Genomic DNA, 20661 nt, shown 5'->3' on the forward strand with positions numbered 1-20661 from the left:
CATCGTATCGCTCACGACCGACACCGGAACCCCGTCGCGTCGGGGCCAGGTCCGAGGCCGGCCGTCGCGAGTGGCGGTCGCTCCGGTCTCGCGTCGGATGGTGGCTCAGTCGAGAGGTCTCGTCAGAAGGGGCTCGGTGGGGGTAACCCTCATCATCGCCACCGGCGGAACGTCGAGCCCCCGAGGACAAAAACGTCGCGCACCGCGACGGCCCGGGGCGGCGTCACCGTGTGTCCCAGTCGGCCAGGGCGACGTGCTCGCGGGCGACCTCCCGCACGTCGTCGGTGTCGAGGACCCCCCGTTCCGTCCGGACGGCACTCACGAGGTCGGGCGGCGTGACGTCGAACGTCGGGTTCAGGACCTCGACGTCGGCGTCCCCGTCGTACACGGCCTCCCGGGAACCGGATTCGAGGTGCGCCTCCTCGTCCGGTGCGACCTTGTCGGCCGCACAGACCACGCAGAGCGGGACGCCCTCGCGGGCGGCCGCCAGCGCCGCCGCCCGGGTCCCGGTCTTGTTCACCACGGAGCCGTCGGCGAGCACGGCGTCGGCACCGACGATCAGGGCGTCTATCTCCCGTGTGGCGAGGACGTGTGCGACCGCGGCGTCCGTGTGGAGGGTCACCCGGACCTCGCCAGCGAGACGTTCGGCGACGCCGACTCCCTCGCGGTCGGGGCGGGACTCGGCGACGAACACCTCCCCGAGGTTCGGCGCGTCGAGGAGCGCCTCCTCCACCGTCCCGGATCGCGAGAGGGTGAGGACGCGCTTCCAGCCGGGGTCGGGGGTGGCGGCCGCGGCGTCGGCCTCCCGCGCTTCACGATGGACCTCGCTCGCGGCCCGCTCGACGGCGACGGGCGTCCGTGGCTCACGGGTCGCGTGACTCGCGGGTCGCTCCGCTCCCCGCTCGCTGTTCCGGGACACTCCCTCCGGTCGTGTCCCGCTCTCGCTCCCCGTTCGCCTTTTCGGGGCGCTCCCTTCGGTCGCGTCCCGCTCCCCCTCCCCGCTCGCCCGGTGCATCGCGCGGTTCACGCGGTTGGCGACGACGGCCATCGACGGTCGGGCGTCGAGCAGGTCGCGGGCGACCGAGACGGGGCCGTCCCAGTCGCCCGCGCGTTCGGCTGCGAGCGCCGCCTCGTCGCGGAGACACTCCAGCGCCCGCAGCGAGAGGTAGGCCGACCCGTGCTCGGTGTCGTCGGCGACTGTCCCCGGCGTGGGCCGGACGCGGTCGTAGGAGGTCCAGAGCTCGGGTACCGTTTCTCGACGGAGTATCTCGGCGGGGGAGACCCACTCGTACTCGGCGGTCTCGTAGTTCGGCTCCACCTCGCGGGTCGGACAGTCGAACAGGTAGGGGTAGACCCGCCAGACGTACTCGCCGTCCTCGAACTCGAAGGGATCTCCCCGTCGGACGAGTTCGAGGACCGAGGGGTCGATACCCGTCTCCTCGCGGACCTCCTCGCTGGCGGCCCCGTCCGGATCTCCTCGCTCGCGGGTCGATCCACGACCCGCTCGCCGTTCCGAGGCCTCGCTCCCCTCAGTCGCTACGGCCTCGCGCTCCGCGTGACCCGCGACGCCACCCCACCGCCCCGCGTACGAGCCCACCTCATCGCTCCGGCGCAGCAGGAGGACGTCGCCCGCGTTGCGGAGGAACACCGTGACGACGTCGGCCGGTTCGTCGTGGGCCATACTCCTCGGAGGGACCGGGCACAGATTAACGTGGGCCCCTGGCGCACCCATCGGTATGCGACTCGCCGTCATCAGCGACTCTCACGTCCCGTCGCGCGAACCGTCGATCCCCGAGTGGGTCCTCGACCAGTGTCGGGAGGCCGACCACGTGATCCACGCGGGCGACTTCGACGCCCCGGAGACGCTGGAGACCGTCCGGGAGGCGAGCCCGGAACTCACGGCCGTCCACGGGAACATCGACCCGGACCTGGGGCTCCCCTCGGTGGCGACGCTCGACGTCGAAGGGGTCCGTTTCGTCGTCACGCACGGTACCGGTGACATCGAGGGGTACGAGGAGTGCGTCGCGGGAACGGTCGCGGCGAACGCGGCCAGCGGGCCGACCGTCGGCGTCTCGGGGCACACCCACGAGGTGATGGACAGGGAGGTCGACGGCTACCGGCTCCTGAACCCCGGGTCGTGTACGGGTGCGAGCCCGGCCGACAGCACCACGATGATGGCCGCCAGCGTCGAGGACGGTTCGGTCGACGTGACGGTCCACGAGGGGTAGGGCGGCGGTCGTCCGGCGGGAGAGGCGATCCCGCCGAAGCGCCCCTCCGGATTCGCAATACGTGGTGAACACGCCGGATTTATATTCGAGGATTGCCGATGTTCGGGTGATATGGGACAGACGCTCACGGAAAAGATCCTGGCCGACCACCTCGTCGACGGGGAGCTCGAGGCGGGCGAGGAGATCGGCATCGAGATCGACCAGGTCCTCACGCAGGACACCACGGGGACGCTCGTCTGGCTGCAGTTCGAGGCCCTGGACTTAGACGAGGTACAGACGGAGGTCGCGGCGCAGTACTGCGACCACCAGACCTACCAGTTCGACTTCAAGAACACCGACGACCACCGCTTCCTCCGGTCGGCGGCGGGGACCTTCGGCGCGTACTTCTCCCGGCCGGGCAACGGCATCTGTCACAACGTCCACCGGGAGAACTTCGCCGCGCCGGGCAAGACCCTCCTCGGTTCGGACTCGCACACACCGACGCCGGGCGGGATCGGCCAGCTCGCCATCGGCGCCGGCGGGCTCGACGTCGCCGTCGCGATGGGTGGCGGCCCCTACTACATCGAGATGCCGGAGGTCGTGAACGTCCGGCTCGAGGGCGAGCTCCCCGAGTGGTCGACCGCGAAGGACGTCATCCTGGAGATGCTCCGCCGGCTCACCGTCAAGGGCGGCGTCGGGAAGATCTTCGAGTACACCGGACCGGGCGTCGAGAGCCTCTCCGCGCCCGAACGGATGACCATCACCAACATGGGAACGGAACTCGGCGCGACGTCGTCGCTGTTCCCGACCGACGAGCGGACCCGCGAATACCTCGCCAAACAGGACCGCGAGGACGAGTACGTCGACCTCCAGCCCGACGAGGACGCCGAGTACGCCGACGAGATCGTCATCGACCTCTCGGAGCTCGAGCCGCTCATCGCCCAGCCGTCGATGCCGGACAACGTCGTCCCGGTCCGGGAGGCCGCGGGCCAGTCCGTCGACCAGGTCATCATCGGCTCCTGTACGAACGGCGGCTACGAGGACATCCTCCCGACCGCGAAGATGCTCGAGGGCCGGAGCATCCAGCGACAGACGGAGATGATCGTCGCGCCCGGTTCGAAGAAGGCGAGCGAGATGCTCGCCCGGGGCGGGTGGACGGCGGAGCTGATGGCCGCCGGCGTGAACTTCTCCGAGGCCACGTGCGGGGCCTGCATCGGCATCGGACACGTCCCCGCGAGCGACTCGGTCTCGGTGCGGACGTTCAACCGTAACTTCGAGGGCCGCTCGGGTATCGAGGACGACAACGTCTACCTCGCCTCGCCGGAGGTCGCCGCTGCCGCGGCACTCAAGGGCGAGATCGTCGACCCGCGCGACCTCGCCGACGAACTGGGTGACCTCGAGGCGCCCGGGTTCGAACTCCCCGACGAGTACGAGGGCGCCGAGAACGACATCATCACGCCGGACGACCCGGTCGACGACGAGCTCATCAAGGGCCCGAACATCGGGGACGTCCCGCTGAAGGACGAGCTCGACGCCCATCTGGCGGGGCCGACCCTCCTGAAGATGGAGGACAACATCACGACCGACCACATCATCCCGGCCACCCAGGACATCCTGATGTACCGGTCGAACATCCCGAAGCTCTCGGAGTTCACCCTCTCGCGCGTGGACGACTCGTTCGCCCAGCGCGCGCTCGACTCCGACGGCGGGTTCCTCGTCGCCGGCGAGAACTACGGTCAGGGCTCCTCCCGCGAGCACGCGGCGCTCTGTCCGATGTTCCTCGGCGTCGAGGGCGTCTTCGCCCGGTCGTTCGCCCGCATCCACAAGGCGAACCTGTTCAACTTCGGGCTCATCCCGCTGACCATCGACGAGGAAACCTACGGGAAGATCGAACAGGGCGACGACCTCGAGATCGTCGACGACGTCGCCGAGGCGGTCCGCTCGGGGACGGAGGAGTTCACGGTGCGCGTGAACGACGACTGGGAGTTCACGGCCCACCTCGACGCCTCCGAGCGCGAGCGCGAGATCCTCGCCGACGGCGGCAAGCTATCCCACACGAAGAAGCTCGCCGAGTCCGGCGACGACTCCTCCGCGCCCGCCGACGACTGAGCGGCCCGTCGCGGAACCGGCCCGGATCGGAACTCGATTCTTTCGCGCGCGACCGCCGAGCAGTGACACTGGACGCGTCGAGAGAGGGGGCGAGAGCTACCGGGAGTCAACGTCTGGTGCCACGGTCTCACGCCGTCGCTGGCGCTCGCGGGTAGTGTCCCAAAAGCGGGGTGGGGGGTGGGGATGCACCCTTCGTTGGGTGCGTTTACTCTTTTCACACCGAGGCACATGAACTTTTGGGTTGCATCGTCGAGTGACACTATCGCAGCGTTCGGAAGTCGTTACTCACGGCCGGAGGGACGTCCCGTCCGGCGTGTGTTATCGGGTCCAGACGCTACTACAGATGCGGCGGAACCGATATGCATCTCGGGCCGGTACGTGGGGCCGTGACGACGACCACTCCCCGGGGGACGCCGGATCCGGAGCTACGTCACGCGGTCCGGGCAGACCTGCTGGACGTGTTCCGTATCGAGCAGGCGTCGTTCCCCCAGCCGTGGCCGTTCAGCGCGTTCGAGGGGTTCCTCGAGGCCCCGGGGTTCCTCGTCGCCCTCGACGACGACGGCGTGGTCGGCTACGTGGTCGCGGATACGGTACCCAACCACGGGCGTCCGCTCGGCCACGTGAAGGACATCGCCGTCCGTCCGGACCGCCGGGGGGAGGGGATCGGCGCGACGCTCCTCGAACGGGCGCTCTCGATACTGGCCGGCGAGGGCACCTCCCGCGTGAAACTCGAGGTCCGGGCGGGCAACAAGGAGGCGATCCGCCTCTACCGCGGGTTCGGCTTCTCACACCACCACACCGTCCCCCGATACTACGACGATGGCGAGGACGCACTCGTGATGCTCCGCGGGTTCTGAGCACCGGTCGACACCCTTTCCGGACCCCGGAAAATTCGGCCCTTGTTGCCGGTTTCGACGCCCGTGGTGAATCTTTATACAGTTGGCGTCCCTCTATACGGGTACCGATGGCAGATTCCAGTGCGGAGGCGATTTCGGACCTTCCGCCGAGCGCGAAGCTCGTCTACAAGGTGCTCGAGTACAACGGGGGTATGACCCAGAAGGGCATCGTGGAGGAGTCGATGCTCTCGGCCCGTACGGTGCGGTACGCGTTAGAGCGCCTGGAGGAGATCGACGCGATCTCCGAGGACGTGTACTTCGCCGACGCGAGGCAGAACCTCTACGAGATCACGCCGGAGGCGATGGCCGAGGCAGCAGCCGACGCCGCGGCGGCCGACGACTGACGGCGACTGACGAGGACCGCCGTAACGAACTCCCGACGATCGCTCGGGCCGGGCGATGGTCGCCGGTAGGAGACGACGGCCCTCGTGAGGCCACGCGTTCTCGCGGCGTCGGCTCCCGTCCACCGAGTCGTGCTGCTCACAGAGCGTAAGGGCTATCCGCCCACGCGGGGTCGTAGCGGATGCGGGGCCGTGGTCTAGTGGTTATGACGCGTCCCTTACAAGGACGAGGTCCGTGGTTCAAATCCGCGCGGCCCCACTACTCCTGCGAGCGACAGCGAGCAGTGAGTCGTGGGCGCGAGCGGATTTGAGCCCTGCCACGAGCGACCGGAGGGAGCGAAGTGGCTCCGGTTCAAATCCGCGCGGTCCCATGCGACCGCCGAGCGAAAGCGAAGCGTGTCGAATCACGGACGCCGGATTCTGAATCAGGGAGGGGAGCGAACGGAGAGAGTGGATCGACCATGGTTCAAATCCGCGCGGCCCCACTACTCCTGCGAGCGTCAGCGAGCAGTGAGTAGTGGATAAAGCGCGGCTTGGGCCCGACGAGACCGAACGAAGTGAGGTCTCGGCACGGTTCAAATCCGCGCGGCCCCACTGGAGGCTGTCGCGAGCGGACGCGAGCGACGCCGGAGGCGTCCGCGCGATTTGAACCCTGCAAGTCGCGCACAGCGAGCGAAGTGAGCGAGCACGTCTTGCTCCGGTTCAGAATCCGCGCGACCCCATGCGACCGCCGAACGGAAGCGAGGGGTGTCGAATCGGACGATCTGATTCTTACCGCGATCTCGTGGGCCGCGCCACGGAGCCGTCGCGAGTCACGGGCCGGACCACGCCTATTTGATGTCCGGTGCCGAGCCCCGCGTATGCTCGAAGTCACCTACTACGGGAACGCGACGTTCTCGATCGCCTCGCCGAGCACGACCGCCCTGATCGACCCCTACCTCACGGAGAACGAGGAGTGTCCGTGGGACGCGAGCGAGGTGTGCGACCGCGAGCGCCCCGACGTGATCTGCGTCACCCACGCGGCCCACGACCACGTGGGCGAGACGGCCGAGCTGGCACGCGAGGAAGGGATACCGGTCCTCACCGAACCCGCGACCGCGCGCTACCTCCGGTCGGAGGGCGTCCCCGAGGAGCGAGTCACGACGGTCATCTGGGGGATGGAGGCCGAGGTCGGCGATCTCTCGATACGGGTGCTCGAGACTCGACACGCCTCGATACGGGAGGTCGGCGACGAACTCGTCTCGGGCGTGCCGCTGTCGTTCCTGCTCCGCGAGGGAGGATCGAGCGTCTACCACATGGGGGACACCTCGATATTCCGGGATCTGGAGACCTACGGCGACCTCCACGACCCCGACGTCGTGCTGGTCGGCGTCGGGCAGGCCTACGACGCCGCGGCGGAGGTCGAGGGCCCGATCACACCCCGGATAAGCGAACTCACGACCGAGGAGGCCGTCCTGGCGACGCGGTGGCTCGGGGCCGATCGCACCGTTCCGATGCACTACATCGGCGACGAGCGCGACCGGTTTCTGGAGGCGATGGCCGACGCCGAGGGGGTGTCGGAGACGGTCCCGCTGGACCCGGGCGAGTCGATCCGTGTCGGGTAGTGCCCGGACGGTTCGACGGTGACGCCCGTGGGTCTGCCTTCCGATCCGTGCGGGTGCCGGTCGCGCCCGATCGTCGGGACTGACTGGGAAGCTCCGACGGGATCGAACACGGGAATGAGGGGAGCACGTGGAGCGGTCACCCCGTGTCGAGAGCGCTCTGTATGTAGGAAGATACTTCCGACTCGCTCTCCCCTCACCACACATGAGCGAGTTCACGGTGACGGGTCGGTATCGGGCCCGCGACGGGTGGCAGACGTTCACGAAGACGGTCGACGCACCGAACGAGGAGGTGGCCCGCGAGCACGTCCTCTCACAGGTCGGGTCCCAGCACGGCGTCAAGCGGACCGGAGTCGAGCTCGAGGGTGTCGAGGAGGTGGCCGCCGCATGAGCCTCGGTGGTGGCGGTGGCGGCGGCGCGATGCAGGAGATCCAGGAGCAGATGGAGGCACTCGAGCAGGAGAAGCGGGCCATCGAGGCCGAAATCGAGGGCGTCCAGGAGGAACAGTCGGAGATCGACGAGGCGGTCGAGGCCATCGAGACCCTCGAGACCGGCAGCACCGTCCAGGTCCCCATCGGCGGCGGCGCGTACGTCCGCGCCGAGGTCCAGGACATCGACGAGATCATCGTCGGGCTCGGCGGGGGCTACGCGGCCGAGCAGGACCAGGAGGGAGCCATCGACGCGCTCGAACGCAAGCGTGACGCCCTCGACGACCGGATCGAGGAGCTCCGCGAGGAGATCACCGAGGTCGAGAGCGAGACCGACCAGCTCGAACAGCGCGCCCAGCAGATGCAGCAACAGCAGATGCAGCAGATGATGCAGCAGCAACAGCAGCAGGAACAGGGCGACGACGAGTAAGGAGAACGATAGATGTTCGACGGACTGAAGGAGAAGCTGGGGCGGTTCCGCGAGGACGTCGAGGAGGAGGCCGAAGAGGTCGAGGAAGCGGAGGCCGATGCCGAGACCGGGGAAACCGCCGAGGGGAGGGGAGCGGAAGCCGGCGAAGCCGACGCGGGGACCCCGAGTGAGCCCGCCGAAACGGACGCCTCCGAGACGGCGGCCGCGGACGAATCCGAGGAGGGGAACAAACAGAGCCTCTCCCAGCGCGCGAAGCTGTTCGCGACCGGGAAGGCGATCATCGAGGAGGAGGAGCTCGAGGAACCCCTCGAACAGCTCGAACTCTCGCTGCTCCAGGGCGACGTCGAGATGAGCGTCGCGGGCGAGATCACCGAGCGGCTCCGCGAGGAGCTGGTCGGCCAGACCCGCGCACAGGTCCAGACCGGGGAGGTGATGGTCCAGCGAGCGATCGGCGACGCGCTCCGCGAGGTCATCGGCGTCGGCCAGTTCGACTTCGAGGAGCGCATCGCGCAGGCGGACAAGCCGGTCACGATCATCTTCACGGGCGTCAACGGCGTCGGCAAGACGACGACCATCGCGAAGATGTCCCGCTACCTCGAGGATCGGGGCTACTCGACGGTGCTCGCCAACGGCGATACGTACCGTGCGGGGGCGAACGAGCAGATCGAGGAGCACGCCGAGGCGCTCGACAAGAAGATCATCACCCACGAGCAGGGCGGGGACCCCGCCGCGGTGATCTACGACGCCGTCGAGTACGCGAAGGCCCACGACGTCGACGTCGTCCTCGGTGACACCGCCGGTCGGCTCCACACCTCGAAGGACCTGATGGCCCAGCTCGAGAAGATCGACCGCGTGGTCGACCCGGACATGACGCTGTTCGTCGACGAGGCCGTCGCCGGGCAGGACGCTACCAACCGGGCGAAGCAGTTCAACGATGCCGCGGAGATCGACGGCGTCGTGCTGACGAAGGCCGACGCCGACTCGCAGGGCGGGGCCGCCGTCTCCATCGCCCACGTCACGGGCAAACCGATCCTCTTCCTCGGCGTCGGCCAGGGTTACGAGGACCTCGAACGGTTCGATCCCGAGGAGATCGTCCGCCGGGTCGTCGGCGAGGACGCCGCGTAGCGGTCGCCCCCGGCCACGGGCGGTCACGGTCACCACCGAACCGCCGACCGCTGTGGAGTCTATCGCTCGACAGTCCGGTGCCCTCCGGTCGGCCACCCGGGGAGCGACAGGTCGAGGTGGGCCGTGACGAGGTCGGCCGCGGCATCGAGCGGCGAGACCGCGTCGGGTTCCGCGTCCGGCCGACGCTTCCCCGCGGCAGCGTAGACGGCGTCGACGAACGCCCCCCTCGCACTCTCGTTCTCGAACAGCCCGTGGAGGTACGTCCCGAGGACGCGATCGGTCGCGACGCTCCCAGGACCGAGCGGTCGAGCCACCTCCCCGAGCACCGTCGTCTCGCCGGCGTGTATCTCGTACCCCTCGACGGTGCCGGTCGCGCCGGCGAGCGGACCGACGCCCTCGACGTCCGTGGTCGCGCGCTCGACGGTCTTCTCGGGAGCGAAGCGCGTCTCGACCGGGAGCAGGCCGAACCCCCGGACCACCTCGTGGTCGCCGATCCCCTCCAGGGCGGCGTTCGTGACCCGTTCACCGAGGAGCTGGTAGCCGCCGCAGATCCCCACGACCGGCCCCTCGAACGTCCCCAGCCGCTCGTCGAGTCCCGCCTCCCGGCACGCCAGCAGGTCGTCGACGGTGTTCTTCGTCCCCGGGAGCACGACCGCGTCGGCGTCGTCGAGTCCGGCGTCGAGCGGACGGTAGGACACGCGGACGCCGGGCTCGCGTGCGAGCGGTTCGAGGTCGGTAAAGTTCGAGATGCGCGGGAACCGGGGGACGACGACCGTCACGGTCCGTGCTTCGGAGACGCCATCGTCCGTGCCGAGGAGCCGGCGCTCGTCCGCGGCGGGGAGCGAGACGCTGTCCTCCTCGGGGAGCCCCGGATCGTCGTAGGGGAGCACGCCGAGGACGGGGGTACCGGTGAGGTCCTCGAACTGGGCGAGGCCGGGTTCGAGGACCGACCGCTCGCCGCGGAACTTGTTCACCGCGACGCCGCTCACCTGCCGGCGAACCACGTCGGGTGCGAGTTCGAGCGAGCCGTAGAGGCTGGCGAAGACGCCGCCCCGCTCGATGTCGCCGACGAGGAGGACGTCGATAATGTCGTCCGCGTCGGGGGTGGCGTCGTCCGACCGCGGGAGGTCGTCCGCGCCACCGCTCTCGACCGGGTCCGAGCGAGCGCGTGCGGCGTCCTGGGCTATCCTGACGGTCTCGACGTTCGCCAGGTCGCGGTCCTGGAGGTTGATCTCCGCGACGCTCCCCGCTCCCTCGGCGACGATCACCTCGTGTGCGGCGGCGAGCCGACGGTAGGACTCCTCGACGGCGCGGCGTGCCCGGTCCCAGTGCTCGTCGTAGTACTCGCCCGCCCCGAAGTGCCCGACGGCCTCGCCGTGGATCACGAGCTGTGACTCGCCGTCGCCGCGGGGTTTCAGGAGGACGGGATTGTGGTCGGTCGTCGGCGTCACGCGTGCGGCGCGGGCCTGGACGTACTGGGAGACGCCGACCTCGCCGTCCTCGCCCCCCGGCGAGACGACCGAACGGGCGTTGTTCGACATGTTCTGGGCCTTGAACGGCGTGACGTCGACCCCCTGATCGGCGAGCGCGCGACAGACCCCCGCGACGAGCGTGCTCTTGCCGACGTGGCTCGCCGTCCCCGCGACCAGGAGGGTTCGGGTGGGCCGTTCGGTCATCGGCACCCTACCCCCCGGGTCGGGAGAGCGAGGCCGGACCCGATCCCGGTCCCACTCATAGCGAGTCGACGAACCGGTCGAACGCGCCGCTCTCGGCGTGGACGTGCGCGTAGGTTCCCAGCGTGCGGTACTCCGTGAGGCCGTCGTGGTCCCCGTCGATCCCCGACCCTCGTTCGACGTCGAAGGCGAACCGGGCGTCCCCTTCGACCGTCGCCGACGAGTAGTGGAACTCGTGACCGGGGAGGGCCGACCCCTCGGCGGCGGTCACCGTCCCGCGGCACGCCCGCAGCTCGACGTGGTCGAGCGCCCGGTAGCGGTCGTGCATCTCCACGTCCGCCGGGAGGACGCCCGCCATGGTGTGGGTGTCCCCCTCCGACGTGGTCAGCGACGCCGACAGCGCCATCATCCCCCCACACTCCCCGAGGACCGGCAGCCCGTCGCTCGCGCGGTCGGCGAGCGACCCGAGTGCCGGGCTCGCCGAGAGCCGCTCGGCGTGGAGTTCGGGGTACCCGCCTGGAAGGTAGACCCCGTCGCAGTCGGGGAGGTCGTCGCCCGCCGTCGGCGCGAACTCGACGACCGTCGCCCGCTCACGGAGGCGTTCGAGCGAAGCCGGGTAGACGAACCGGAACGCCTCGTCGCGGGCGACCGCTACCCGAACGCCGTGCCGTGGGCCGAAATCGACTCCCTCGGCGGGGGGCGGCGGCTCGCTGGCGACGTCGAGGAGCCGCTCGACGCGGACGTGCTCGGCAGCTTCGTCCAGTGCTGTCGGGTCGGCGGGCGACTCGTCACCCATGTGGAGCCCGAGGTGCCGGTCGGGGATCCCGAGCCCGTCGAGCGTCGGAACGCGGCCGAAGTACGCGAGTTCGTCGGGCAGCGCCTCGCGGATCCCCCGCTCGTGCCGGCCGCCGTGCGCCCGCGAGGCGAGCACCCCGACGACCTCCACGTCGTGACCGGCCCGGGCGGCGTACTCGCGGAACCCGAGCGCCGTGGCGGCGACGCTCTCCATCCCCCCGCTCGCGTCGACGACGAGCACTACGGGAAGCGAGAGCGCCTCGGCCACGTTCGCGGTGCTCGAGACGTCGCCGTCGTACATCCCCATCACCCCCTCGACGACGCAGACGTCGCCCTCGCCGCGGTGGTAGTTCCGGCGAGCACCCTCGGGTCCGGCGAGCCAGGTGTCGAGCGTGCGCGAGGGCCGTCCCGCGACTGCGGCGTGGTGGCTCGGGTCGATGAAGTCGGGACCGGCCTTGGCCGGCTGGACCGCGTGGCCCGCCCGTTCGAGGGCGCGTATCACGGCGAGCGTCGCCACCGTCTTCCCCACACCGGAAGCCGTCCCGGCGAGCACGAGGCCCTTCACGAGCGAGCCTCCGGGCGGTCACGACCCCCCGGACCGGCGCGAGTCGGCGGTGAGCCGGCGTCGGATCCCGAGCGGGTCGGAGGTGGTGACGCGTCCATCCGCTCGACAAACGCATTTGCACCAGATAAAGCCTGCTTTACTCGTGGCTCCGAACGGAGAACACCTCGACGGCGTGGTCGGTCGAGACGCCGTACTCGGCGTCCGCGACCGATTTCGGGATCTCGCCGTCGGGGTAGCGCGACCGGAGGCTCGCCCGGAGCGCGTCGCGGACACAGGCCCGCGCGGCCGCGCCGGTCGGGGTGGCGCTCCCGGCGAACGGGGCCGCTTCGCCCGAGGAGTCACAGCCGACGACGGCGGCGTCGGTCGTCGTCCCGGGAAAGCCCGTCTCGGCCAGCAGCGTCGCCGTCTTCGCCTCGATCGCGGTGGAGAGCAGCGAGGCCAGCGCCCCGTCGGAGAGCGCGCGGGTCGTCGAGAGCAGGACGTTCACCGTCCCGGGGTCGTACTCGCCGACGTCGGCCTCCAGGGTCGCCGTTTCGTCCCCGGTCGGAGGGAGCGCGGCCGGGTTCGAGACGCCCGCCGTGACGACGGCGGTCACCGATCCGCTCCGGGCGGCCCTGGCGTGTCGCATCTCGACGCCGGTCAGCAGCGCGGGCCCCTCGGCGTCGAACCCCGCCTCGCGCCGCCGCACCTCGATATACGCGTCGAGGTCGGTCCGGTCGAACCCCGTGGGGACCGAGACGTTGTACGCCGCGTCCGCGCCGACGAACCCGCCGTCCCAGCCGGTCGAGAGCCACCGCGCCCCGGGGTGGGCGAGCCGGAGGACCCCCGCCGAGGTGGTCAGCCCGGGCTCACGCGTCACCGAGGACCTCCAGTAGCCGGTCGTTCTCCCCGGGGAGGCGGACGGCGACCCGGACGTGGGAGTCGAGGCCGCGGAACGTCGTCGCGTCGCGGACGGCGATACCGTGCTCGCGTGCCCGCTCGACGATCTCGCTCGTGTCCCGCTCGCCCACGTCGAGCAACAGGAACGGCGAGTCCGAACGATGGACCTCGAATCGCTCGCCGAGCGTCTCGGCCATTCGCTCGCGCTCCGCCCGGACGCGCTCGCGTGTCTCGGCGACGAACGCCTCACAGCCCATGCAGTACGCGCCGACGGCGGCCGCGGGCGTCCCGAGCGCCCACGCCCGACGGGCGACATCGAGGCGAGCGCGGAGGTTGCCGGTCGCGACGACGAACCCCGCGCGGATGCCCGGGAGGCCGAACAGCTTCGTGAGCGACCGCGCGACGACGACGCCTTCGGTACCCGCGAGCGACGGCCGATCCGTGAACCCCAGGAACGCCTCGTCTACGAGCAGCGGGGTCCCCGCCGCCGCACAGCGGGCCGCGAACGCCTCCAGTTTCCCCTGGACATACGCCTCCCCGGTCGGGTTGTTCGGGTTGCAGACGACGGCGAGCGCGTGCTCGGCGAGTTCCGACGGGTCGACGTCGAACAGTTCGTCGTGCGGGACGGGCTCGACGCGTGCCCCCTGGAGGCGGACCTCGCGGGCGTACTCGCCGAAGCTTGGGTACGGGACGAGCACGGAGTCCCCGCGGTCGACCGTCACCTCGACGGCGAGCCGGATGGCCGCGAGCCCCCCGGGGGTCGCCACGACGTCCTCCCGGGCGCAGCCGACGTACTCGGCGGCCGCCTCGCGATACTCCGGGTAGTCGTCCGGCGGGTAGGTCCGAGCGGCGTCGAACGCCTCCCGGTAGACCGCCTCCGCGCCGTCGGGGACGAGCGGGTTCGTGTTCGCGCTGAAGTCGAGCAGGTCGGGGTCGTCGCTGCTCCCGTGGGGGACCCGCTCGCCGCACGCGACCGCCTCAGGGTCCATCGCGTCCCCCCGGTCGCGCGACCAGGCGTTCGTAGACGGCCTCGACGGAGCCGCGGACCTCGGCCATCGGGACGCCCCGCTCGCGGGCGAACGCGAGCGCGCCGCCCATCCCGACGCCCTCCTTGCCCTCGCCGGCGACGTACCGCGCCATGGCGACGTGGTCGGACCGATCGAACCCCGGGTCGGTGACGACGAGATCCAGGTCCAGGGCATCGGTCGCCTCGTCGAGCGCCGTCGTCCGGTCCCCGACGACGAACGAGGTGGTGGCGAGACGGAGGGGCGACTCGACTCCCAGACCACGCAGGACGGCCGCGGCCGCGAGCAGCTGCGTCCCGCCGGCGAGCGTCACCTCGGTGCCCGATTCGACCGCCCCGAGGACGGTGCCGGCGACCGCCGCGAGCACCGGATCGCCCATCGCCTCAACGGCACGGAGGGGCTCGTCTGCCGCCCCCCCCGAGACCAGATCGCTCGCCACGAGCCCCTCGTCGACCACCCGGCGTTTCAGGTCGAGCGGGTTCTCCGGGAGCGACGAGGAGACACCCCAGTCCTCGCCGAGCGCCGCGAGGACGCCCAGTGCGGTGGTCGTCCCCCCCGGTATCGTCTCGGCGACGAACACCCGGTCGTCCCCGAGTTCGGCACCGACCTCGCGGGCGGCCTCGAAGATCCGCCCGGCATCGGGGACGGCCACCGTCTCCCGGACGTCGTTTCCGGGTTCGGCCCCGAGCGGGACGGTCTCGATACCCGTCGGGTGTGAGAGACCCGCGTCGAGGACAGTCACGTCGAAATCGGCGACCTCCCGTACCGCCCGGGTGACGACCGCCGGGGTCGGACACCCCGAGGGGCTCACGGGGACGACCGGGCGCTCGATCGGTCGGCCCTCGACCAGTATCTCCGCGTCGGCACCCGGCGTGTGGACCATCAGGTCGGGGTCGGCACCGGCGGCGCTGATGCCGTCGATACGGGCCGTACGGGTCGTCCCCGCGGCGAGGACGAGCCTCACAGCCACGCCTCCGCCACGGCCGCGTCTCGCGTCCGGTTCACGTTGACCGCCAGTCGGCGGTCCTCGGTCACGTACGTTTCGTCTCGGTCCTCGCCGACGACGTTCACACCCGTCGGGGCGAGTTCCCGACCCTCGCGCTCGAACGTCGTGTCGACGCTCACGCCGAGGTCGCGCTTGAGCGAGGCGGGGACGCAGACGGCGAGCGAGCCGGCCTCGTGGACCCCGAGGACCGTGTTTACGACCCCTGGATCGAGCAACGGCAGGTCGGCGGCGACGGTCAATACGGGGGTCTCGACGCGGCCCTCCGCGAGCGCGAACTCGAGGTCCGCGACGTAACCCTCGCCCGGCGCGTCGATGTACGGTCGGTCGGCGAGGTGCTCGCGGGTGGCGGGAGCGTGCGGCGAGACGACCGGATGGACCGAGCCGACGCGACTCCCGTCGAGGGCGGCCAGCACGCGGTCGATCATGGCCACTCCGCCGACCTCGAACAGCGGCTTCTCGATCCCCGAATCGAGCCGCGTCCCCTTCCCGCCACACATGAGAAGCGCGTCCACGGCCGGCTCACGACCGCTCGCCGGAGACGAGGGTCGGCGTCGGGTACGTCCCGCCGTTGACGTGGAGCGTCTGGCCGGTGACGAACGACGCCCGGTCGGAGGCGAGGAAACAGCAGGCCTCGGCCACCTCGTCTATCTCCCCGACGCGGCGGAGCGGCGTCGACTCGATCACCTCGCGCTCGACGCGCGCCCAGTCCTCACCCGCGTCGCGTTCGGTGTCGATCAGTCCCGGCGAGACGGCGTTGACGCGGACGCCGTCGGGTCCGAGTTCGCTCGCTAGCTGGCGAGTCAGCCCCTCGATAGCCATCTTCGATCCGAACGAGTGGGCGTGGCCCGCGAGCCCGAGGTAGACCATCGCGCCGACGAAGTTGACGACCGACCCCGCCCCGCGCTCGATCATGTCCGGGACCACGTGCTGTGTGGTGAGGAACAGTCCCCGAAAGTTCACGTCCGCCACGCGGTCGAGGTCGTCCAGTTCGACCTCCAGAAACGGCGTGCTCGGCCGGTAGGTCGCGTTGTTCACCAGGGTGTCGACGGGACCGAGTTCCGCCCGAATCGACTCGACCATCGACTCGATCCCCGATGGGTCGGCGAGGTCACAGAGCGCGGTCGCCGAGTTCCCCCCGGCCGCCTCGACCCGTCGGGCCGTCTCCTCGACACCGTCCCGGTCGGTCCGGGCGACGACGCCCACGTCCGCGCCCCGTTCGGCCAGCTTCACCGCGATAGCCCGTCCGATGTTCCTGCTCGCGCCGGTCACGAGGGCGGTCCGCCCGTCGAAGTCCCGTTCCATGTGCTCGGAGAGCGCCCGCGGGTCAAATAACCCGGCCCGCCGCGAGGGCTCTCACCCGGTCGGGCGAGGCGAGCGCCGAGTGGCGGCGGTCGACCGCTCATACGGTCGTGCGTAGTCTTTTACCGTCGACGACCGACCTCGGCCGGGGGATCGACGGTAAATCGTTACGCACGACCGTATCAGTCGAGGTCCTCGACCAGTTCGACGACGTAGCCGTCGACCCCTTCGATGAAGGCGATACGCGCGTTCGCCACGTCGACCGTCCGGGGGCCATCGAGCACGGTCGCGCCGGTCGCGTCGACGATCCGTTCGAGTTCGGCGTCCACGTCGTCCACCGAGAGCGCCAGGTGATCGATCGACGACCGGTCGGGGTTCGGCTCGGGGTGGTTGGACTCGTACCGGAGCTGAATCTCGCCGTGCTCGCCGCCGAGCCAGACGTTCTCGACGCCGTCGAGCTCCGTCGCCCGGTGCTCCTCCAGCCCGATCCCGTCGAGGAAGAACTCGCGCGCCTCGTCCATGTCCGATACCCAGATGCACGTGTGGATGACGTCCATGGGGTGCGGTCGACCCGGGGGGACCTAAACGCTCGCGTGACGGACGGCGTCCGGCGGCTCTCCCCCCCTCCCGCCCTACTCCCCCCCGAACTCCGTCTGGTAGGCCGTCGCGTCGAGGCGGTCCTCCCGGAGCGGCCAGAACGCGAACAGCACGGCGTGCTCGCCGACCGACCGGGACGTGTGCTCGACGCCCGGCGGGATCGCCAGCGCGTCGTACGGTTCGAGGGAGACGCGCTCGCCGTCCACGAGGAAGTCGAGCCGTCCCTCCGCGAGGACGTTCACCTGCTCCCAGGGATGGGTGTGGGGTTCGGCGTCGGGCTTGTCCGGCTCGATGACCGTGAACCCGACCATCTGGTCCATCCCCCTGAACACCACCTGTCTGATCCCCTCCTCGTCGCGCACGGGGGGGAGCCTCCCGGAGGTCGTAGGTCGACGGGATCTCGTCTTCGACGTACTCTCGTACCATAGCGGGTCGACTCCTCGCCACGCCGTCATAAAGCCCTGACCCGAGGGGTCGCCCGCGCGACGTGCGGTTTCGGGACCCGGCGACCAGGGATATCCGTACTACGCGGCGTCCCAGACCTTCTCGGGCATGGGCAGACCCTCCCAGGTGGACGGATCGAGCGGCTCGGCGTCGACGGGGAACGTCTCGGCGAGCATCCACTCGAGCTGGCGCGCGTGCTGGCCCGCGTGCCACGTCGTCCGCTCGAAGAACTCGTGGACGGTCGGGTCCCCGTAGTAGACGCTCGCCGTCTCCGAGAAGTCCCGCTCCCGTCCGGGGCCCTCGTACCAGTCGCGCAGCCGCGTCCGCACGTGCTCCCCGTAGGTCGTCAGGGCGTCCGTCGACCGGTTCGTCCACGCCAGTTCCGGCTCGTAGCTGGTGAGCGGCACCCCGTCCTCGTGGTCGAGGAACGACGCCACGACGCTGAAGGTGTGATAGGAGAGTTCGCCGACGCTCCGTGGCCGGTTCGGGATGTCGACCGACAGGGCGTCCCCGGGGAGCAGGTCGACGTAGCGCCCGACGCCATCGAGGACGATCCCGAGACGGCGATAGAGTTCGTCCACCGGCAGGGGCGTGGCCTCGTGTTCGACGCCGGAGATGCGGGCCACCTCGTCGAGGCCCTGCGCGTCCGCCCAGTCGTCGCCGCGCCTGACGATCGGGACCTGTCGGGGCAGACCCCGCGCTTCCATCTCGTCGAGGAGGCCCCGTTCCTCGATCACGTTGTGCGAGGCGAACTGGACGTCGTTGCGCTCCAGGAACTCCTTGGCCCGCAGACAGCTGGTACAGCCGGTCGCCCAGTAGAGGTGTACCTGCGTGTCACTGCCACTCATGGATCGACTACCCGTCACGTCCTAATCAATCGTCCGGTCGTCGGGAGTCCGACAGGAGCGGTACGTCCGCCTCAGAGCGCGTACCAGACGACGATCCCGGCGTGAAGCGCGGCGAGCCGCGCGAGTTCGTTCGCCGCGCCGAGGGCGTCCCCGCCGAGCCCGCCGAGCCACCCCTGGACCCACCGGGCGAGGAGCCAGGCGGCCAGCAGTCCCACGAGGAGGCCGACCGCAGCGGCGGGCGACGGCCACGTCAGGACCAGGACAGGGAGGGAGACGATCGCGGGCGCGAGGACACGACGAGGGGGACCCTCTATGACCTGCGAGCCGAGGCCCTCGTGGGCGGCCGTGCCGACCGCCGCGAGGCCGGCCATCGAGAGCTTCGCGCTCACCTCCGCCGCGACGACCAGTCCCACAGCCGTCCGGAGCGGGAGTTCCGCGAGTCCCAGTCCCGCGAGCGCCAGCCCGACCAGCGACAGGACGACGGCGGCGGTCCCGCCGACGCCTACCTGCGAGTCCTTCATCGCCGCGCGCCGTCGCTCCGGATCGTGAACGACGGCCGCGTCACCGAGATCCGCGAGCCCGTCGAGGTGCGTGATCCCGGTGACGGCGAGCATCCAGCAGACGAACAGGAACGCGACGACCGGCTCCGGAACCGGCAGGACGACCGGGATCGCGAGGAGCGTACCGACGAAATAGCCCGCGAGCGGGAAGGCGACCGGCGTCCGTCGGAAGGCGTCCCACGAGGCCTCGTCGTGACCCACCGGAAGCCGGGTGAGGAACCCGAGCGCCCCGCGGAGCGCGCTCAGGACCACGCGAGCACCTCCGCGCCGACCCACGCGGTCGCTCCCGCGAGTGCGTAGGCGAGCAGGCCCGTCCGCCGGACGAGCGCGACCCCCCGTTCGACGGCCTCGTCACCGGGGAGTCGCCGGTCGGGGTTCAGAACGTAGACGTCGGGTTTCTCGAGACGCACGCCGAGCAGCGCGGCGAGCGTCGCCATCGGCCAGCCCGAGTTCGGCGACGGCGGCGCGTCCGCCCACTCGCGGGCGCGGACGAGCGCGCCCGGCGATCCCGCGACGACCCCGAGCAGGACCGCGCTCAACCGGGCGGGCACCCACATGACGAGGTCGTCCAGTCGGGCGCTCGCCCACCCGACCGGTTTCTCGCGGTAGCCGAGCATCGAGTCGAGCGTGTTGACCGCCTTCACCCACGCCGCCGCGCCGGCCGCGAGCGGGAGCGAGACGGGGGCGAGGATCGCGAACGCGAGCAGAGGGGCGACGAGGCCGTCGGCGAGGTTCTCGGCGGCGCTCTCGACCGCGGCGCTCCGAACCTCCCCCGCCGAGAGGGCGGCGGCGTCCCGGCCGGCGAGCGAACGCAGCGCCGTCCGCGCCTCGTCGAGATCCGTGTCGACGAGCCCGTTCACCCGCCCGACCTCCCCGAAGAGCATCCGTAGACTCGTGGTCGAGAACAGGACGAACCCGGCGAACGTGCCCGCGACGAGCGGGTGGATCGTCCCGGCGAGCCACACCACGCCACCGGTGACAGCGGCGGCGAGGAGCGGGAGGACGAGCGCGACGACGGTCCCGACGGCTCTCGGGGCGGTCCACGTGCGGTCGAACGGCGCGACTGCGCGGCCGAAGTAGACGACGGGGTGGAGACGGGCGGGCGGCTCGCCGACGAGGCGTTCGAGCCCCGCGGCCACGACGACGGCGAGCGGACCGGCGAGGGTCATCCGTCCAGATGGTCGGGGAGGTCGGCGAGCGGAACCGATCCGAGGAGGATGCTGCGCGCACCCGCTCCGCTCGCCCCGCCGTCGGTTCGCGGGTCGTCGCCGACGTGGAGGAGCTCCCCCACGTCTACCCCGAGCCGGTCGGCGGCAGCCTCGAACGCGCGAGGGTGGGGTTTCCGCCACCCGACGTCGACGCTGGAGACCACGGCGTCGAATCGTCGAGGATCGAGCGCCGAGCGGTCGAGCGTCCGCGCGACGAGGCCCGGCACCGAGCAGTTCGAGAGCACCCCCACGGGACCGCGCGCCGCGGCCGCGCTCACCGCGCGCCCCGCTCCCGTCCGGGTTCGCACGTCGGTCTCGAACGCCCGCAGGAGCGCCCGTTCGATCGTTCGTTCGTCGGTCTCCTCTCCAATTATCGCCCGGACGTGCGCCACGAGCGACACCTCGGCCCCGTCGGGGACGTCGACCTGCGGGGTCCGGTAGGCCGCGGTCCAGTCCTCGGGGAGCGCGACGCCCAGCGCGTCGAGTTCCCGGCCGACGGCCACCGCGGGGTCGGCCGGCCGGTCGACGGCGACGAGCGTCCCGAAGAGGTCGAAGGAGACTGCCACTGTCCCGTCCTCGTCGACGGGAGGCTTGAAGTTCGTGGTCGCGGTCGGGAGTGCGGGCG

The 20661-nt window shown here is 70.7% G+C and carries 22 protein-coding genes and 1 tRNA gene; 9 read left to right on the plus strand and 14 right to left on the minus strand.

Annotated features, from left to right (window positions below):
- Positions 1–223: 223 nt before the first annotated feature.
- On the minus strand, positions 224–1681 hold the full coding sequence (locus WDJ58_RS01780) for an NUDIX domain-containing protein (protein ID WP_338915910.1): 1458 nt from the start codon (positions 1679–1681) through the stop codon (positions 224–226).
- Positions 1682–1736: 55 nt separating this feature from the next.
- Here WDJ58_RS01780 and WDJ58_RS01785 point away from each other — a divergent pair, with 55 nt between their 5' ends.
- From WDJ58_RS01785 to ftsY, 9 genes are all read left to right on the plus strand, one after another.
- Positions 1737–2228: a metallophosphoesterase family protein gene (locus tag WDJ58_RS01785; protein WP_338915911.1), complete on the plus strand. Its 492-nt coding sequence runs from the start codon at positions 1737–1739 to the stop codon at positions 2226–2228.
- Between the two features lie 111 nt (positions 2229–2339).
- Complete coding sequence (locus tag WDJ58_RS01790; protein ID WP_338915912.1) at positions 2340–4316, plus strand: aconitate hydratase; 1977 nt, start codon at positions 2340–2342, stop codon at positions 4314–4316.
- A gap of 386 nt (positions 4317–4702) precedes the next feature.
- Positions 4703–5173 (plus strand): ribosomal protein S18-alanine N-acetyltransferase, encoded by a 471-nt coding sequence (gene rimI, locus WDJ58_RS01795; protein WP_338915913.1) that lies wholly within the window; start codon positions 4703–4705, stop codon positions 5171–5173.
- A 107-nt stretch (positions 5174–5280) separates the two neighbouring features.
- A complete protein-coding gene (locus tag WDJ58_RS01800) occupies positions 5281–5556 on the plus strand; it encodes a helix-turn-helix domain-containing protein (protein WP_338915914.1) in 276 nt (91 codons plus the stop codon).
- Between the two features lie 183 nt (positions 5557–5739).
- A tRNA-Val gene (locus WDJ58_RS01805) sits at positions 5740–5812 on the plus strand.
- A 601-nt stretch (positions 5813–6413) separates the two neighbouring features.
- Positions 6414–7157, plus strand: coding sequence for an MBL fold metallo-hydrolase (locus tag WDJ58_RS01810; RefSeq protein ID WP_338915915.1), 744 nt, complete (start codon positions 6414–6416; stop codon positions 7155–7157).
- Between the two features lie 202 nt (positions 7158–7359).
- Positions 7360–7545 carry a 50S ribosomal protein L18Ae gene (rpl18a, locus tag WDJ58_RS01815; RefSeq protein ID WP_338915916.1) on the plus strand — a complete coding sequence of 62 codons (186 nt, stop codon included), beginning with the start codon at positions 7360–7362 and terminating at the stop codon, positions 7543–7545.
- A complete protein-coding gene (gene pfdA / locus WDJ58_RS01820) occupies positions 7542–8012 on the plus strand; it encodes a prefoldin subunit alpha (RefSeq protein WP_338915917.1) in 471 nt (156 codons plus the stop codon). Before rpl18a ends, pfdA begins: the two co-directional genes overlap by 4 nt.
- A 12-nt stretch (positions 8013–8024) precedes the next feature.
- The gene (ftsY, locus tag WDJ58_RS01825) at positions 8025–9137 is read left to right on the plus strand and encodes a signal recognition particle-docking protein FtsY (protein ID WP_338915918.1); all 1113 of its coding nucleotides are present in this window, start codon (positions 8025–8027) and stop codon (positions 9135–9137) included.
- Between the two features lie 59 nt (positions 9138–9196).
- Here ftsY and WDJ58_RS01830 read toward each other — a convergent pair whose 3' ends face one another.
- The 13 genes from WDJ58_RS01830 to WDJ58_RS01890 all read right to left on the minus strand — a co-directional run bounded on the left by WDJ58_RS01830 (position 9197) and on the right by WDJ58_RS01890 (position 20602).
- Positions 9197–10813, minus strand: coding sequence for a cobyric acid synthase (locus WDJ58_RS01830; protein ID WP_338915919.1), 1617 nt, complete (start codon positions 10811–10813; stop codon positions 9197–9199).
- Between the two features lie 55 nt (positions 10814–10868).
- On the minus strand, positions 10869–12170 hold the full coding sequence (locus tag WDJ58_RS01835) for a cobyrinic acid a,c-diamide synthase (protein WP_338915920.1): 1302 nt from the start codon (positions 12168–12170) through the stop codon (positions 10869–10871).
- A gap of 136 nt (positions 12171–12306) precedes the next feature.
- The gene (locus tag WDJ58_RS01840; protein ID WP_338915921.1) at positions 12307–13029 is read right to left on the minus strand and encodes an adenosylcobinamide amidohydrolase; all 723 of its coding nucleotides are present in this window, start codon (positions 13027–13029) and stop codon (positions 12307–12309) included.
- Positions 13019–14038 (minus strand): aminotransferase class I/II-fold pyridoxal phosphate-dependent enzyme, encoded by a 1020-nt coding sequence (locus tag WDJ58_RS01845; RefSeq protein WP_338915922.1) that lies wholly within the window; start codon positions 14036–14038, stop codon positions 13019–13021. The genes WDJ58_RS01840 and WDJ58_RS01845 overlap by 11 nt, the downstream gene beginning before the upstream one ends.
- Positions 14028–15038, minus strand: a complete 1011-nt coding sequence (gene cobT, locus WDJ58_RS01850) for a nicotinate mononucleotide-dependent phosphoribosyltransferase CobT (protein ID WP_338915923.1) — start codon at positions 15036–15038, stop codon at positions 14028–14030. Before cobT ends, WDJ58_RS01845 begins: the two co-directional genes overlap by 11 nt.
- Complete coding sequence (locus WDJ58_RS01855) at positions 15035–15577, minus strand: NTP transferase domain-containing protein (RefSeq protein ID WP_338917905.1); 543 nt, start codon at positions 15575–15577, stop codon at positions 15035–15037. The genes cobT and WDJ58_RS01855 overlap by 4 nt, the downstream gene beginning before the upstream one ends.
- 22 nt (positions 15578–15599) lie before the next feature.
- Entirely contained in the window at positions 15600–16382 is a 783-nt protein-coding gene (locus WDJ58_RS01860; protein ID WP_338915924.1) for an SDR family NAD(P)-dependent oxidoreductase, read from the minus strand.
- Positions 16383–16561: 179 nt separating this feature from the next.
- A complete protein-coding gene (locus WDJ58_RS01865; protein ID WP_338915925.1) occupies positions 16562–16936 on the minus strand; it encodes a VOC family protein in 375 nt (124 codons plus the stop codon).
- Between the two features lie 75 nt (positions 16937–17011).
- Positions 17012–17338 carry a cupin domain-containing protein gene (locus tag WDJ58_RS01870; RefSeq protein WP_338915926.1) on the minus strand — a complete coding sequence of 109 codons (327 nt, stop codon included), beginning with the start codon at positions 17336–17338 and terminating at the stop codon, positions 17012–17014.
- Positions 17339–17500: 162 nt separating this feature from the next.
- A complete protein-coding gene (locus WDJ58_RS01875) occupies positions 17501–18268 on the minus strand; it encodes a glutaredoxin family protein (protein ID WP_338915927.1) in 768 nt (255 codons plus the stop codon).
- Between the two features lie 71 nt (positions 18269–18339).
- Complete coding sequence (gene cobS / locus WDJ58_RS01880; protein WP_338915928.1) at positions 18340–19080, minus strand: adenosylcobinamide-GDP ribazoletransferase; 741 nt, start codon at positions 19078–19080, stop codon at positions 18340–18342.
- Positions 19071–19997 carry an adenosylcobinamide-phosphate synthase CbiB gene (cbiB, locus tag WDJ58_RS01885; RefSeq protein WP_338915929.1) on the minus strand — a complete coding sequence of 309 codons (927 nt, stop codon included), beginning with the start codon at positions 19995–19997 and terminating at the stop codon, positions 19071–19073. Before cbiB ends, cobS begins: the two co-directional genes overlap by 10 nt.
- On the minus strand, positions 19994–20602 hold the full coding sequence (locus WDJ58_RS01890) for an HAD family hydrolase (RefSeq protein ID WP_338915930.1): 609 nt from the start codon (positions 20600–20602) through the stop codon (positions 19994–19996). The genes cbiB and WDJ58_RS01890 overlap by 4 nt, the downstream gene beginning before the upstream one ends.
- Between the last annotated feature and the right edge of the window lie 59 nt (positions 20603–20661).

The organism is Salinirubellus litoreus, assembly GCF_037335815.1.
In the GTDB taxonomy this organism is placed as follows: domain Archaea; phylum Halobacteriota; class Halobacteria; order Halobacteriales; family Haloarculaceae; genus Salinirubellus; species Salinirubellus litoreus.